Genomic DNA, 14,078 nt, shown 5'->3' on the forward strand with positions numbered 1-14,078 from the left:
GGTGTCTCGGGCGTGAACGCTCCGTGAGACACCGTGCCGGTGTCGTGCCGGGGTCAGGCGGGGGTGATGTTCTCCGCCTGGGGGCCCTTCTGGCCCTGCGTGATGTCGAACGTCACGGCCTGGCCCTCCTGGAGCTCACGGAAGCCGGTGGCGTTGATGTTGGAGTAGTGGGCGAAGACGTCGGGGCCGCCCCCGTCCTGCGCGATGAAACCGAAGCCCTTTTCGGCGTTGAACCACTTGACGGTTCCGCTGGCCATGCCAATGCCTCTCAATTCAATGACGGATCCGCACCACGCGGACCCGGAGGTGGTCGTCCTGGTCCTCGGGCACTGCACAGCAAAACGCCCGCACCAAAGCGCGGGCGAGGACTGCGAACCACGACATCTGCGGGAGACGTTACACGGAGACTTCACCCCTCACCAGAGAGCAAGGACCCTCAGGTGAAACAGTGTTGCCCGGGGTTACGGACATTTCGGCGTGAGCCGCCACAGGAACCGCGGACGCCCCCGTACGCCCGAACGGGGAAGACCCGCACCGGGGGGTGCGGGTCTTCCGGGGCGAGGCCGCCGACCGCGATTCGGTCCGGTGGGCGCGGGGCCTGGCAGAGTCCCGACGGCGTCGGACCGTGTCCGTGGACGGCCTCGCGGCCAGGGGGCGGTCAGCGCCCGTCGTGACCGCGGCCGCGGTCGTGGTCATGACCGTGCTCCTGGCCACGGCCGGTGTTGCGGTCGTGGTCACGGCCGTGGTCCTGGCCGCGGCCGTGGTCCTGGCCGCGGCCGTGGTCCCGGTCGTGGTCCCGGTCGTGGCGCTGGCCCCAGGCGACGCTGTCGACGAAGCGTCCGCGGTCGGTCTTCAGCGTCGCGACGTCGGAGCGGTTGTCCCACACCTCACGGCGGCGGTCCTGGAACAGGTCCTTCGCGGTGTCGTGGCCGACTCCGGTGTGGACACGGACGGTGGAACGGGCCGCCAGGCGGTAGTGACGGAACGTGTAGCGGTTGCCGTCCCGGTCGGAGAGGGTCCAGCCGTTCAGGCTGACGGCGCGCCACGTGGAGTTGGTGACCTCCACCCACTCGCCGTTCAGCGAACCGTTCGAGCGGTTGTCGACGCCGGGTGCGTCGCTCTGCACCCGGCTGATGGCGACGGGCGACCGCTCGGCACGCGGCCCCGGGGCGGCGGAGGCCGACACCGCGGCCGAGCCGACCAGGGCGCCGGCGGCCAGCGCCGCGGCCACCAGACGGCGGACCGGGACAGACGTGTAAACAGACATGAACGCTCCTCAAGGTGCGAGAGCCGGTCACGCCTCGCGGCATCACCCCTGGAGAAGGGTGGAGTCGAAGGTGCGACCTGTGCGAATCCCGGCCCTGTCGGCCGAGGACCCACAACTTCCTCCTCGCACCCGCCGCACGACGGCGACACGGGAGCGCTGTTACCAATTGCGCACATATCGGTTACAGAAGGCTGCATCGTCAATTTATGCGCTGAATAAGGATGAATAGCCCACTCCGGGCGTCAACTCCCGTACCTCTCACGTCATCCGGTCGGCGCCGGGTCGGGCCGCTCCCCCATGCCCGTCGGGCCGCCACCCGAAAGTGGGTAACAGCGCCCGGTGCCGTCACCGGTCGCCACCCGCGGTGTCAGCCCATCGCCTGCCTCACGAGGGCCTCGATGCGCTCCTCCACCGCGTCCGTCACGTCGGTGAGGGCGAAGGCGGATGCCCACATCGCTCCGTCGTCCAGCTTCGCCCGGTCGCTGAATCCGAGCGTCGCGTAGCGGGCCTTGAACTTCTCCGCACTCTGGAAGAAGCACACGACCTTGCCGTCCAGGGCGTAGGCGGGCATGCCGTACCAGAGCTTCGGCGCGAGGAGGGGAGCGCTCCTCGTGACGACGGCGTGGACGCGTTCGGCCATGACCCGGTCGGCGTCCGGCATTTCGGCGATCTTCGCGAGCACGTCCCGCAACGCCTCGGCGGCCTTGTCCGCGCTCGAACCGCGGCGCGCCGCCTTCTTCAGTTCCTGTGCGTGATCCTTCATCGCGGCCCGCTCCTCGGCCGTGAATCCCTCGTGCTTGCCGCTTTCGATGGTGCTCATGGCAGATCTTCCCCTTGAGAATCCGACGAGGCGGGCCCGTGGGCGTCCGTCGTGCCGACGCACCACCGTGCCGTAACGACACGCAGCGTGCCGATCGAGACTGCATACTGTTCGCCACGACGGCCGTTGTCAACGGCACGAGGCGTGTCGATAGGGTGCCGGTATGAGCGACACGCCTGCCGCACCACGCCGCCGCGGCTCCGTCCGCACCGAGGAGCTGCTGAAGGCGACCCTCGACCTGGCGACGGAGGTGGGCTACGCGGGCCTGAACATCGAGGCGGTCGGGCGACGGGCCGGCGTCGGAAAACACACCATCTACCGGCGCTGGCCCTCGAAGGCGGCCCTGCTCCTCGACGCGCTCAGCCGGGTGTGGACGAGCGACCTGGACTACCGCGACACGGGGGACGTCCGCGCGGATCTCCGGGAGCAGTTCCTGCGCTCCGGACAGGCCCTCTCCGGCCCTCCGATCGGCCCGGTGTACCGAGCGGTGATCGCCGAGGCGCAGGCCGACGCCCGCCTCCGGGAGACGCTGCACGAACGGTTCCTGGTCACCGTGGAGCGGAGCACGCTCGACCGGATCACCCGTGCGCAGCACACGGGGGAACTCGCCCCGGGCGTGGACCTGGAGTTCGCGGCCGAGGTGCTGTGCGGCGCCCTGTACTACCGCAGTCTGCTGTCGGCGCGACCGATCGACGAGACCGCGGTCGACGGCCTGCTGGACATGTTCATGGCCGCCTATGGGACGGCGTACCGGGCGCCCGGTGGCGCGTAGCGGCCCCGTCTGCCGCCGACATGTGCACGGGAGACGTCATGCGGCCCGGGCGAGCGGCGCCGGAAGACCGCTTCGGTGGCGTCGGGCCCAGCGGACGGCGAACGGCGCGGACAGTCCCGTCAGCGCGAACAGCAGTCCCACGACGTACCAGCCGGGGCGGCCCCAGGTGATGCAGAGCGCGATGAGGAGACCCGGGCCGACGGCCTCGGCGAGGCCCGCACCCAGGCCGAAGACCCCCAGGTACTGGCCGGTGGCATGGGGCGGCGCGAGGGCGAAGGACACTTCGAACCCGGCCGCGGAATGCCACAGTTCGCCGAGCGTGTGGACGACCACGGCGGCGATGAGCAGGGTCGCGGCGGCCCATCCCGGCACCCCGGCGGCCGACGGGACCATCGAGCAGGAGACGAGGAACGCCACCCCGGCGCGGCGGTAGGCGTGGCCGCCCGCCGTCGGGGAGTCGACGCCGCGGCCGGCCCGGACCTGGAGGGCCACGACCATGACCGTGCCGGTGAGCATGGTGCCGGAGATGAGCCAGTGCGGGGCCTCGGTGGCGCCGACCAGCCAGAGCGGGATGGCGACGGTGAGCACCTTGAACTGGATGGCCATGACGCCGTCCACGGCCGTGAGCAGCAGATAGGGGCGGTCCCGCAGGGCGCTCCGGCGGGGTCCGTCGACGGGCTCGGCGACGGGCGCGACCGGCGGGAGGAGGAACAGGAGCGCGGCGGCGACGAGAAAGGCGAGGGCGTTCCCGACGACCATGAGCCGATACGCGGTGAGGGTGCCCACCTGCACGACCCAGCCCGCGACCAGGGCACCGAGGGAGACGCCGACATTGGTCACGGCGCGGAGGTAGGCACGGAACTCCTGCGGCCGGTCCCCGCCGTGATGCCTGATGAGCGGGGAGCGCGCGGCCGTTCCCGCGGCTTTCGCCCCGGTGGCCGCGCAGACGGCGAGCACGAACGCCCAGAAGCTGTCCGCCAGGACGAAGGCGGCCGTGCTCAGGGCTTGGACCAGGAGGGTGGCGATGTACACACCGCGTGCTCCGCACCGGTCCGCCAGATGCCCCACCGCGACACCCAGGGCCAGCGCGACGACGCCCGCGACACCGAGTCCGAGTCCCACCCGGCCGGCCGGCAGGTGGACGGCCTGCGTGAAGTACAGAACGCCGGCGGTCAGGTAGAGACCGCTGCCGACGGTGTAGACGAGGTTCGAGGACGCGAGGACGCGCTGGGGTCCGGTGTCCGGGATCAGGCGGGGCATGGCGGAACTCCACGTCACGGGGCGGGGAAGGGCTGCGGGTAAGGACCCGTAGAGCTTGTTGCATATTACTTGCAACAGCAAGAGAACCGCAGGGAATTGACGCGACGCCTGCGCCTGTTCCTGTCCGGCCGAGCCGTTCGCGCGGCTCCAACGGGAGCGAATCGTCCGGCAGTTGCGACGCCCGGGTGCGCCGTCGGGGGCGGACGCGGCCGGACGGCGCCGGGGAAAGTGCCCACGCGGCGGCACACCCTCTGTCGCCGCTCGCCGACTGAACGTACGCTGACAAGTTCTGGAACGTCGGGCGTGATTGACGGGGGGAACGTCATGTCCTGGGATCAGCATGGATCAGGTGACCACTTCGCGGTTCCACCGATGCCGACGGCACCGCCACCCGCTCCGGCGGACCCGTGGCGGGCCGTGGCGGTGGCACTGCTCAATCTCTCGGGGCTCGGGCTCGGTTACGCCGTCCTGAAGCGCTGGGTCCTGATGGCCGTGTGCTGGGTCGCGACGGCCGTCCTGCTCCTGGTGGCCCTGCCCGCGGACCCGGACGGCGTCCCGGGCTCGGCGGTCGTGATCTACGTCCTCCTCCTGCTGCTCGCCGCCGCTCACGGCGCCTCGGTCGGCCTGCGGACGCGCTTGGCCCTGTTGCCGAGTGCCCTGATCGCCGCGGTGCTCGGCATCGTGCTGCTGGCCGTCCCGGCCGGCGGAGCCGTCCTGTACGGCGACGCCCGGGACGAAGCCACCGAGCAGATGCTGCTGGACCGGCTGGAGCGGGCCGACCACCTGGTCGAGCGGTCCGGGAAGCAGCCGTTCCGGACCGTCGAGCCCGACTACCGCCGCGCCCTCTCGGCCTACGACGGGCTCAGCGACGACCACCCGGACTCACGCGCGGCCCAGCAGGTCCCGGACCGGCTCAAGACGTACTACGCCACGGTCGCCACGCCGTACGAGCAGAAGGACTACTGCGCCGCCGTACCTCCGTTGGAGTACCTCCGTACGGTCCCCCGCACGATCGCCAAGAACAAGCTGGGCGACCTGGCCACCTGGCCCGACGACCGGCTGGCCACGTCGCTCTACACCTGCGCGGCGGCGTCGCTCCGTGCCGGGGCGGGCGACTGGACGACACAGTTCGGCGAACTCCTGTCGACGTTCCCCGAGTCCGAGCAGGCGGGCAGGGTGGAGCCAGCGGTGCGGGACGCGGTCGACAGAACGGTCAAGTCGGTGGGCGGTGACGACCCCTGTGCGGCGGTCGCCCGTCTGGAGACCCTCAGTACGCAGGTGCGAGGGCTGCACGGCGAGCAAGCCGGGCTGGACGACGCCTTCGGCAAGGACGCCGACAGGGCGGCGCGGAGCGCGAGTTCGGGTACGTACACCTGCGGGGTGGACCAGTACAAGGAGGCGAAGTACACCGAGGCCGTCGCCACGATGAACGACTTCGCCAAGAGCAATCCGCACGACAGGAACCGGGCGCGCGCGCAGAAGATCGCCATCGCCGCCGAGGTGGCCCAGACGGTACCCGCCGCAGGCAAGCGGCTGCCGGGCACCGGCTCGGGGGGCAGTATCGCCGTGACCGTCAAGAACGACAGCCCCGACGACATCACGGTCCTCTACACCGGACCCGTGACCGGCAGCTTCACCCTCAAGGCCTGCGGGAAGTGCTCCGCCTACTCGCTCGGCAGCACCATCGCCATCGGCTTCAAACCGTGCAGCGACAGCGGCAGGAACTACCCCCACAGAATCATCCGCCTCCCCGTCGGCACGACCTACTTCGTCCACAAGTCCCACGCCGGTACAGGCAGGACGCCGGCCTCGGACACGGCGAAGCTGCGACCGGGGTACGTGTACACGGAGTGTGCGTACACGACGAGTTACGGGTACTGACCGGCGCGGAACACCGACCCCGGCAACCGGCCCGCGGACCGACCGTCGTGACCGAACCCGGTGATCACCGGGCAGGTGTCCAGGGGCGCCGCCTCCCACGGAGTCGGCGCCCCCGCACGGATCCGTCTCAGGACAGGCGTGTCTGCGCGTACGGCACCAGACGGACGGGGCCGACCAGTCCGTGGTCCTGGCGGGCCGTGCCGCCGAAAACGGTCGGCTGGGCGACCCGGAGGCGGTTGATCAGCGGAGTCGCGACCTCCACCTCGATCACGTTGGCCCCGCGGTGCAGCAGGCCGGGGGCGAGGTCGACGACCGGGTGCAGCCGGCTGACCGGGGGGAGGCGGCGGCCGTTGACGCTGACCCGGCAGGTGTCGCCGACCTGGCCGAGTTCCAGCCGGGCGCCATGGCCGGACGTCCAGTCGGAGGGGAGGTCCACGGTGGTCCGGTAGCGGCCGATGCCCGCGCTGTCGGCGAGTTCGGGGATCGCCGACCAGGGCAGCAGAGCGTCGAGGGCGACCGGGACGGAGACGTGTTCCGTGCGGGTGGCACTGCTGCCGGGGCGCCAGTCGTCCACGTCCAGCCGCCAACGTGTCGGGGTGACGACGGCCGGCACGGACCGGACGGTCGTGGAGACGGGCCGGCCGCGGTCCAGCCGGGTCGTGAAGGTACCGGGCGCGCTCACCCGGACCGCGAGACCCTCCGGGGTGAAGAGGGCCTGATCGGCGTCCGTTTCGACGACACCCGGCAGCGAACCGTGCCGGTCGCCGAAGAGTCCGGTGCGGCCCAGGGCGATGATCGTCGACTCCCCCGGTTGCAGCGTGATCCGGACGGTGAAGTCGTCGCCGTCCCGGGTGTATTGCGCGAGCCGGACGGCCTCGCCCGACCACGGGTCGAGCAGATAGGGAACCGAACTGCCCGAGCCCGTGCGGCGCAGGGTGACCTCGTGGTCGATGGCGGCGACGGGCGGCTTGACCGTCTCCGCGTGCTTGCCGTTGCAGAAGTAGTAGAAGTCCGCCTCGGCGGTGGCGCGGTGCGCGTTGAGGAGGGTGGACGGCGTGGCGTACCGGGCGTCCGCCGTGACCCCGAGCCGGGACAGCGCGTCACCGACGGCCGCCTTGTCGCTGACGAGCGCGACGTTCGAGAGGGCGAGCAGCCGGCCCAGGACGTCACGGAGTTCGGTGGTCTCGCCGTCGGTGGGCACTCCGGGTGTCAGCCCCTGGTCGAAGGCGCCGAGCAGGACGACGGGCAGTCCGGCCCGCGCCAGCGCGAGGATCCTGCGCGCGTCGTCGGCCGACAGGGGGGGCGTGGAACCGTAGAAGAAGTCCCCCTCCACGAACAGGGCCTTGTAGGCGGGCCCTTCCGGTGCGAGGCGGCCCCGCCGGACGGTCGCGGCGGGCAGGTCGAGCAGGGGTCCGCTGAGGAACTGGTGGCTCCAGCCGAGAGGGATGCCGGTCGCGGTGAACCAGGAGGCGCCGATGCCGGTGGCGGTGTATCCGGTCTGCCGGAAGATCGCCACGTCCGCGCGCGCCGTGCCGCTCTGCAGCACCCGGTGCAGCCGCCCGAGGTAGTCGGCGATGTCCGGAACGTGCTTCCAGGTGGGCTGGCGCGGTCCCCACGACTCCCCGTATCCGGCGGTGCCGTTGTACGGGCTGAAGGCCGCGAAGCCGGGCCAGGCCACCTGGGGCGCGGTGGCGTACGAGAAGCCGTGCAGGACCGTCTGGTTGACGCCGGCCGCGTAGGCGCCGCCCATGGTGCGCAGGAACCGGTCCCAGGTCGTGCTGTAGGCGGTGCCGTTGTAGGCGCCCGCCTCGCAGGACAGGATCGTGTGGCCGGCCATGTCGCGGCCGCCCGCGAGACAGCGGTAGTCGTCGAGGTTCTTGAAGCCGAGGGACTCGCCCTCGGGGATGTCGAGCAGGGCCGCCGAGGCGATCGCGTCCGTCTGGAGTCCGTACGGCTGTGAGCGCAGGCGCATGCCCAGCGAGTGGGCCCAGTCCCGCAGGGCGCCGAGGTGATGCCGGTTGAAGAGCCCGGAGACGGTCTCCCAGAAGTCGTGCCGGATCTGCCGGGTCAGCTGGGCCTCGAAGGCGAAGACCTGGTTGCTCTTGTCCAGGACGAGAGCCGGCAGGTAGGGCAGCAGGGGGCGTCCGGTGTGCTGCTCGAAGGCCTCGGGGAGTCCCGACGTCCAGGTCAGTCCGTCGGTCTCCAGTTCCACGGAGTCCTCGAAGAACGCTCCGCCCGCGGCCCGCAGCAGGCGCCGCAGGGAGGAGGTCAGGATCGTGCGGTCCCAGAAGTCGGTCACCGCGCCGGTGCCCGCGGCACTGAAGTGGTCGACGACGTACGCCGCCGGTGACGTGTGCGGCCCCGACTCGGGCTGCTGGGCCGAGCCGCGCTGCCAGTACGAGATCAGGACCCAGTCGCCGTCGCCGGGAGCCGTCCAGGACAGGACGCCGTCGGTGACGAGAGCGGTGAGGTCCCGGACGCTGTCCAGGTCCAGGCCCGTCTCCTTGCGCGTTGAGTTCGCCGGGTCGACGCGGGCGGCCTGCACGGCGACGAGCGTCTGACGGGTGACACCGGACTCGGGCCCGTGGACGGCGGCGGGAACGGGCCCTTCGAAGGGGGCACCGGCGGCCAGCGCGAGCCGCCCGTAGGCGAGTTCCTGCGCGGCCACGTCGTCGTCGGGCGTCACGCCGGGGACCGCGACGGGCCAACTGGGGCCGAGCGTCAGGTCGATGGTCACCCCCCGCCGGGCGGCTCGGCTCAACGCGGCCTCGACACCGTCCCGCCAGGGTCTGCTCCCCCATCCGTGGTGTTCGGTGTCCAGCAGGGACTTGTCCTTGACGCTGTGGTGGACGGCGGCGACCTCCATGCCGCCGAAGCCCGCGTCGGCGATCTGGTCGATCTCGCGGGCGATCTCGTCCGGGTCGACCAGCCCGTCGGGCCACCACCAGCGGAACTTCGGGCGCACCGAGCGCGGCGGGTTCGCGAACCAGTCGGCCGTGGTCCCGAGCCCGGCCCCCGCCGGCCCGGGCGTCGGCGCCGCTCCGGCCCTGCCGCCCGTGACGGCCGGGGCGGCGGAGGCCACTCCGGGAAGCGCGCTCAGGACCGTCGCCCCGAGCCCGGCAGCCAGTGCCGTACGTCGGGCCGGTCCGCTGCGTCGCGGCGTGCGTTCATCCATGGTGCGCCCCAAGTCCGGGAGAAAGGCGGGTGATTGAATCGTTTCAATGCGTATCGACGCCGGAACGCTAAGCCCGCGATTCGGCCACGGTCAAGAGATCGGCCTCGATCACCTCCGGATCGAGGAGGTCGGACACATCCGGATCCAGGAGGACGGGCATACGGGATGAGGCGCCGGGGGCACCCCGGCACCGGAGCGAACCCCCGACCCGCCGTGCGCCCCGTACCGGAGGAGACCGCCGACTCGCCGCGCCCACCAGGCACGTTCGCGTCGGCCGAGGCCCGCAGGAGCCCGGCGCACGGGAGCGCTCCCGGCGCACATCCGGATCATCCCGGTTCACGGCGAGTCGCCGTATGTGGGGAGTTGGCCCGCGACACCCCGATACGCGACGAGGTGGGGGCGGCCCGGTACGCCGCCTCCGTCGATCTCTTTCCGGGGCGACCGCACACGGCGTGGGCCGGGCGGTTCCACCGTCAGGCCACCTCACCCCCGGCCGCGCGTCCCGTGAAGTCCGGTCACCCGTGGAGCACTTGAGGGGACGCGGGGGCAGAGGGGGTCACACCGCTCCGTCAACCCTCACGGCACGCACCACCTCGGGGCGTCACCCTCCCCGGCATCGGGTGAACGTCCACCCCTTGACCCCGGCCTGTTCGCCTCCTAAAGTCCTCGCACCTTTTGAGGTACATCGATTAACCAGTCGTTAACCGCTTGGTTGGAGACAACCGCTGTGCGCTCTTCGCTGACCCGGCGCGGCCTCCTCGCCGCCGGCTCCGGCCTGGCTACGGCCGCCGCCCTGCCCGCCCTGTCCGGCTGCTCGCAACTCGCCTCGGCGGACTCCGATCCGGACACCCTCGTCATCCACACCCAGCTCGGCACGACCGCGCCGGGCTCCCCCACCTATCTGTCGGCCCTGGACCGGTTCCGCGGGGAGAACCCCGGGCTGAAGGTCAAGAACCTCGTCAACGGCGACGACCTCGGCCAGGTCTACGAGACGTCGCGGCTGGCCCGCAAAGAGGCCGACGTCGTCATGGTCAACCTCTACGACAAGACGCTGGCCTGGACGGACGTCGACGCGACCGTGGACGTAGCGCCGTACCTGGACGCGTGGGGGCTGCGCGAGCGCGTCCTGCCCACCGCGCTGTCCGCCTGGACCGACGGCAAGGACCGGCTGCGGGCCTTCCCCTACTTCGCCACGAACTGGCCGGTCGCCTACAACCGCGCGCTGCTCGACCGGGCCGGCGTCGACGAGATACCCACCACGGGCGACCAGCTCGTCGCCGCCGCCCGCAAGCTGCGGGCCAGGGGAATCGCGCCGGTCACCGTCGGCGGCAACGACTGGACCGGGCAGAAGCTCCTGGCCCAGATCATCCAGACGTTCCTCTCCCAGGACGAGGCGCGGCACGTGTACACGGCCGGCGACTTCTCGGGCCGGGGCGCCCGCGAGGGCATCCAGTACTTCGTGGACCTGCGGGACGCGGGGGTGTTCGCGGACAAGGCCCAGGGGCTGACGTCCGACTCCATGACCACGCAGTACAACACCCGGTCCGCGGCGATCCAGTCGGCGATGTCCTCCGCCCTGGCGAAGGTGCCGGAGGCCGTGGCCCGGCACACCGAGGTGGGCGGCTGGCCGCTCGCCGAGCGGTCGGCCCACGAACGTCCCACGATCATCCGCGCCTTCACCCTCATCGGTTTCTGGATCAGCCCGAACGGCGTCCGCAAGATCGAGCACGTGGAGAAGTTCCTCCGGTTCATGTACCGGCAGGACACCGTGGCGCGCTTCGTGAAGGAGAGCGGCCGCGACATGGCACTGCGCACGGACGCCGTCAGCGGCGACTTCCCGCTGGTCGCGGCGGCGCAGCGGCTCGGCTCCGAGGTGAGTCAGGTGCTGCTGCCCGACGTGTACGTGCCGCCGGCCGCGGCGCAGCCGCTGATCACCGCGACCAGTACGTCGTTCACGCGCGGAACGAGTGCCGCACGGGTCCGCACCACGCTCGAAGCCGCGTACCGGTCCACATGAGCCGGCCGCCCGCCTCCATCGTTTCCGCCGAGCAGTCCCCGGGAGTCACCGCATGACGACGCTGACGACGACACCGGACGGTACGGCGGCCCGCCGCCCCGCACCGCCCGCCCCTCCTGCCGCGGCGGGCCGTGCCACCCGGCAGGGCGGCACCGTGCTCGCCGTGCCCGCGCTGGTCTGGTACCTCGTGTTCATGGTCGGGCCGATGCTCGCCATCTTCGTGATCGCCGCACTGCGCTGGCCGGGCATGCTCCAGCCGGTGTCGTTCGCCGGGCTGGACAACGTCCGTACGGTGTTCGCCGATCCCGTCTTCTGGGACGCCACCCGCAACACCGCGGTCCAGCTCGCCGTGGCGCTGCCGGTGATGATCGTGTGCGCGTACATGCTGGGCTACTACGTGGCGCAACGGCCGCCCGGGCACCGGGTGATCCGCTACCTGCTGTTCATACCCGGGCTGATCTCGACCCCGGCGAAGGCGATGGTCTTCTACGCGGCCCTGTCGCCGGACGGTCTGGCCAACGGCGCGCTGCAGGGGATGGGGCTCGGTTCGCTGACCGACGCGTGGCTGGCGTCGCCGTCGACGGCCCTCGGGTGTCTGATCGCCCTGGACGTCTGGGGCGGTATCGGCTTCACCGCGGTGCTGTTCGCGGCCCGGCTGGGCAGTGTGCCCGACGAGCTGGGCGAGGCCGCCCAACTGGACGGAGCGGGTCACTGGCGCACCATGTGGGCGGTCCACTTCCCCGTGATCCGTGACTACGTGGGGGTCGTGACGATGCTCCAGTTCCTGTGGACGCTGTTCGGCTCGGCGCAGCACGTCCTCCTGCTGACCCAGGGCGGCCCGGGGACCTCGTCCACGACCCTGTCGTTCCTCGTCTACCAGAAGGCGTTCATCGCGGCGGACCTCGGCTACAGCCAGACCGTCGGTGTCGTCCTCTTCCTCGCCGGGCTCGTCGGCCTCCTGGCGATCCGCCGCGTCTTCCGCCAGACCTACTGATTCGGAGCAGCACAGAATGAAGCTCGGCAAGCGCTGGCTCCCGGCTCACGTCCTGGTGTGGACGTACGCGGTGCTGCTGGTCATCCCGCTCTACTACTTCCTCGCGTCGGCGTTCAAGACGAACGACGAGATCTTCGCGCATCCCCTGGCGCCTCCTACATCGCTGGGCCTCGGCAACTTCCGGACCGCCTTCGAGAGCGCCGACCTCGGTCTGTCGGTCGTCAACTCGGCCGTGGTGACGCTGTTCTCCCTCGCGCTGACCCTGCTGCTCGCCGTGCCGGCCGCGTTCGCGATCGCCCGGTCGACGGGGCGTTCGGCCGCGGTGATCGAGCGGGTCTTCTCGCTGGGATTCCTCATTCCCACGTTCGCAGCGCTGTTCCCGACGTTCCTGCTCGCGGCGGCGACCGGGCTGTTCCACACCAGGACGTTCATGGTGCTGTTCCTGCCGGCGACCGCGATGCCGCTGTCCGTGGTGATCCTCGTCCAGTTCATGCGGACGATCCCCCGGGAGATGGAGGAGGCCGCGCGGCTGGACGGGGCCTCGACGTTCGCCGTGCTCCGGCACATCTACACGCCGATGTGTCTGCCCGGTATCGCCACCGTGCTGCTGCTGAACTTCCTGACCTTCTGGAACGAGTACCTGTACTCGCTGGTCATCATCGGCCCCGACCCCTCGCAGCGCACGGTCCAGGTCGCGCTGCCGACCCTGAAGTCGATCACCGGCACGGACTACGGGGTGCTGACGGCGGGCACCGTCCTGACGCTGATCCCGGTCTGGATCGTCTACACGGTCCTCCAGAAGCGTATGCAGCAGGCCCTGGTCAGTGGGGCGGTGAAGATGTGAGCGCGTCCACCGAGGAGACGGGAAGGCGTCCCACCATCAAGGCGGTCGCGGCGGCGGCTGGTGTGTCCACCGCCGCGGTCTCCCAGGCCTTCAACCACAAGGGCCGGCTCTCGGAGGGGACGCGGCGCCGGATCCTCGACGCGGCCCTGTCACTGGGGTGGTCCCCCAGCGCCCCCGCCGCCGCCCTGCGCAACGCCCGGACGCGCAGCCTCGCCCTGGTGGTCCGGCGGCCCACCGACGTGCTGGGAGCGGACCCGCACTTCAGCGAGCTGATCACCGGCATAGAGGGCGAACTCGCGCCGCGCGGCTACGGGTTGCTGCTGCACCTGGTGAGCGGACCGCAGGAGGAGCACGCCCTGTACGAGCGGCTCGCCGCCGAGGGCCGGGTGGACGGCGCGGTGCTCACCGACGCCCGTGACGACGACGCCCGGCCCGCGCTGCTGGCGCGGCTGAGACTGCCGGCGGTCCTGCTCGGATCTCCGGACGGCCGGGCCGTCGTGCCCCGGGTCGGCCTGCTCGACCAGGGGGCGGGGATCGAGGAGGTCGTCGCCCATCTGCTGGGACTCGGGCACCGGCGGGTCGCGTATGTCGCGGGACCCGCGGAACTCCAGCACACCCGGCTGCGCGGGACCGCCTTCGAGACGGCGCTGCGCGCGGCGGGGCTGCGGCCCTTCGCCGTCCTGCACACCGACTTCACCGAGCGGTCGGCGGTCGCGGCGACGCAGGCCCTGCTCGACGCCGACGGCCGCCCCACCGCCGTCGTCTACGCCAACGACTCGATGGCCGTCTGCGGCATCGGCACCGCGCAGCGCGCCGGGCTGACCGTGCCGCGCGACCTGTCGGTCGTCGGATACGACAATCTGCCGCTCGGCCGCTGGCTGCACCCCCGCCTGACCACGGTGGACCAGCGTGTCCAGGAGGTCGGCGCGGCGGCCGCCCGCATGCTCCTCGCCCTGTGCGGCGAGGAGGTCGAGGACACCCCGCTGACGGGCCGCCCCCGTCTGGTGGTCCGCGAGTCCACCGGGCCCGCGCCGGTCGGCTGACAGCA

At 71.5% G+C, this 14,078-nt stretch carries 11 protein-coding genes; 6 read left to right on the forward strand and 5 right to left on the reverse strand.

Translation table 11 applies throughout. The features are described from left to right. Window positions 1–53: 53 nt before the first annotated feature. From B0675_RS28570 to B0675_RS28580, 3 genes are all read right to left on the reverse strand, one after another. Window positions 54–257 carry a cold-shock protein gene (locus tag B0675_RS28570; RefSeq protein WP_037622929.1) on the reverse strand — a complete coding sequence of 68 codons (204 nt, stop codon included), beginning with the start codon at window positions 255–257 and terminating at the stop codon, window positions 54–56. 401 nt (window positions 258–658) lie between these two features. Further along, the gene (locus B0675_RS28575) at window positions 659–1,267 is read right to left on the reverse strand and encodes a lamin tail domain-containing protein (RefSeq protein WP_081222486.1); all 609 of its coding nucleotides are present in this window, start codon (window positions 1,265–1,267) and stop codon (window positions 659–661) included. A gap of 367 nt (window positions 1,268–1,634) precedes the next feature. Then, on the reverse strand, window positions 1,635–2,087 hold the full coding sequence (locus B0675_RS28580) for a DUF1801 domain-containing protein (RefSeq protein ID WP_081222487.1): 453 nt from the start codon (window positions 2,085–2,087) through the stop codon (window positions 1,635–1,637). A 163-nt stretch (window positions 2,088–2,250) separates the two neighbouring features. Between B0675_RS28580 and B0675_RS28585 the strand changes: the two genes are divergently transcribed. After that, window positions 2,251–2,859 (forward strand): TetR/AcrR family transcriptional regulator, encoded by a 609-nt coding sequence (locus tag B0675_RS28585; protein WP_081222488.1) that lies wholly within the window; start codon window positions 2,251–2,253, stop codon window positions 2,857–2,859. 36 nt (window positions 2,860–2,895) lie between these two features. Here B0675_RS28585 and B0675_RS28590 read toward each other — a convergent pair whose 3' ends face one another. Further along, window positions 2,896–4,119: an MFS transporter gene (locus B0675_RS28590; protein WP_081222489.1), complete on the reverse strand. Its 1,224-nt coding sequence runs from the start codon at window positions 4,117–4,119 to the stop codon at window positions 2,896–2,898. 372 nt (window positions 4,120–4,491) lie between these two features. Here B0675_RS28590 and B0675_RS28595 point away from each other — a divergent pair, with 372 nt between their 5' ends. Next, on the forward strand, window positions 4,492–6,000 hold the full coding sequence (locus B0675_RS28595) for a hypothetical protein (RefSeq protein ID WP_241540046.1): 1,509 nt from the start codon (window positions 4,492–4,494) through the stop codon (window positions 5,998–6,000). A 127-nt stretch (window positions 6,001–6,127) separates the two neighbouring features. Here B0675_RS28595 and B0675_RS28600 read toward each other — a convergent pair whose 3' ends face one another. Further along, complete coding sequence (locus tag B0675_RS28600) at window positions 6,128–9,175, reverse strand: glycosyl hydrolase (protein ID WP_081222491.1); 3,048 nt, start codon at window positions 9,173–9,175, stop codon at window positions 6,128–6,130. A gap of 727 nt (window positions 9,176–9,902) precedes the next feature. Between B0675_RS28600 and B0675_RS28605 the strand changes: the two genes are divergently transcribed. The 4 genes from B0675_RS28605 to B0675_RS28620 are packed head-to-tail and all read left to right on the forward strand — an operon-like array spanning window position 9,903 to window position 14,073. Continuing rightward, window positions 9,903–11,192, forward strand: coding sequence for an ABC transporter substrate-binding protein (locus B0675_RS28605; RefSeq protein ID WP_081222492.1), 1,290 nt, complete (start codon window positions 9,903–9,905; stop codon window positions 11,190–11,192). A 52-nt stretch (window positions 11,193–11,244) separates the two neighbouring features. Then, a complete protein-coding gene (locus tag B0675_RS28610; protein WP_081222493.1) occupies window positions 11,245–12,186 on the forward strand; it encodes a sugar ABC transporter permease in 942 nt (313 codons plus the stop codon). Window positions 12,187–12,202: 16 nt separating this feature from the next. Further along, window positions 12,203–13,030 (forward strand): carbohydrate ABC transporter permease, encoded by an 828-nt coding sequence (locus B0675_RS28615; protein ID WP_081222494.1) that lies wholly within the window; start codon window positions 12,203–12,205, stop codon window positions 13,028–13,030. Then, window positions 13,027–14,073, forward strand: coding sequence for a LacI family DNA-binding transcriptional regulator (locus B0675_RS28620; protein ID WP_081222495.1), 1,047 nt, complete (start codon window positions 13,027–13,029; stop codon window positions 14,071–14,073). Before B0675_RS28615 ends, B0675_RS28620 begins: the two co-directional genes overlap by 4 nt. Window positions 14,074–14,078 lie beyond the last annotated feature (5 nt).

The organism is Streptomyces sp. M41(2017), assembly GCF_002078175.1.
Classification (GTDB): domain Bacteria; phylum Actinomycetota; class Actinomycetes; order Streptomycetales; family Streptomycetaceae; genus Streptomyces.

Excerpts from the sequence above, each read along its gene's own strand:
- B0675_RS28590 (WP_081222489.1), bottom strand. The coding sequence starts at position 4,119 with ATGCCCCGCCTGATCCCGGACACCGGACCCCAGCGCGTCCTCGCGTCC.
- B0675_RS28585 (WP_081222488.1), top strand. The coding sequence starts at position 2,251 with ATGAGCGACACGCCTGCCGCACCACGCCGCCGCGGCTCCGTCCGCACC.
- B0675_RS28575 (WP_081222486.1), bottom strand. The coding sequence starts at position 1,267 with ATGTCTGTTTACACGTCTGTCCCGGTCCGCCGTCTGGTGGCCGCGGCG.
- B0675_RS28580 (WP_081222487.1), bottom strand. The coding sequence starts at position 2,087 with ATGAGCACCATCGAAAGCGGCAAGCACGAGGGATTCACGGCCGAGGAG.
- B0675_RS28610 (WP_081222493.1), top strand. The coding sequence starts at position 11,245 with ATGACGACGCTGACGACGACACCGGACGGTACGGCGGCCCGCCGCCCC.
- B0675_RS28615 (WP_081222494.1), top strand. The coding sequence starts at position 12,203 with ATGAAGCTCGGCAAGCGCTGGCTCCCGGCTCACGTCCTGGTGTGGACG.
- B0675_RS28600 (WP_081222491.1), bottom strand. The coding sequence starts at position 9,175 with ATGGATGAACGCACGCCGCGACGCAGCGGACCGGCCCGACGTACGGCA.
- B0675_RS28570 (WP_037622929.1), bottom strand. The coding sequence starts at position 257 with ATGGCCAGCGGAACCGTCAAGTGGTTCAACGCCGAAAAGGGCTTCGGT.
- B0675_RS28595 (WP_241540046.1), top strand. The coding sequence starts at position 4,492 with ATGCCGACGGCACCGCCACCCGCTCCGGCGGACCCGTGGCGGGCCGTG.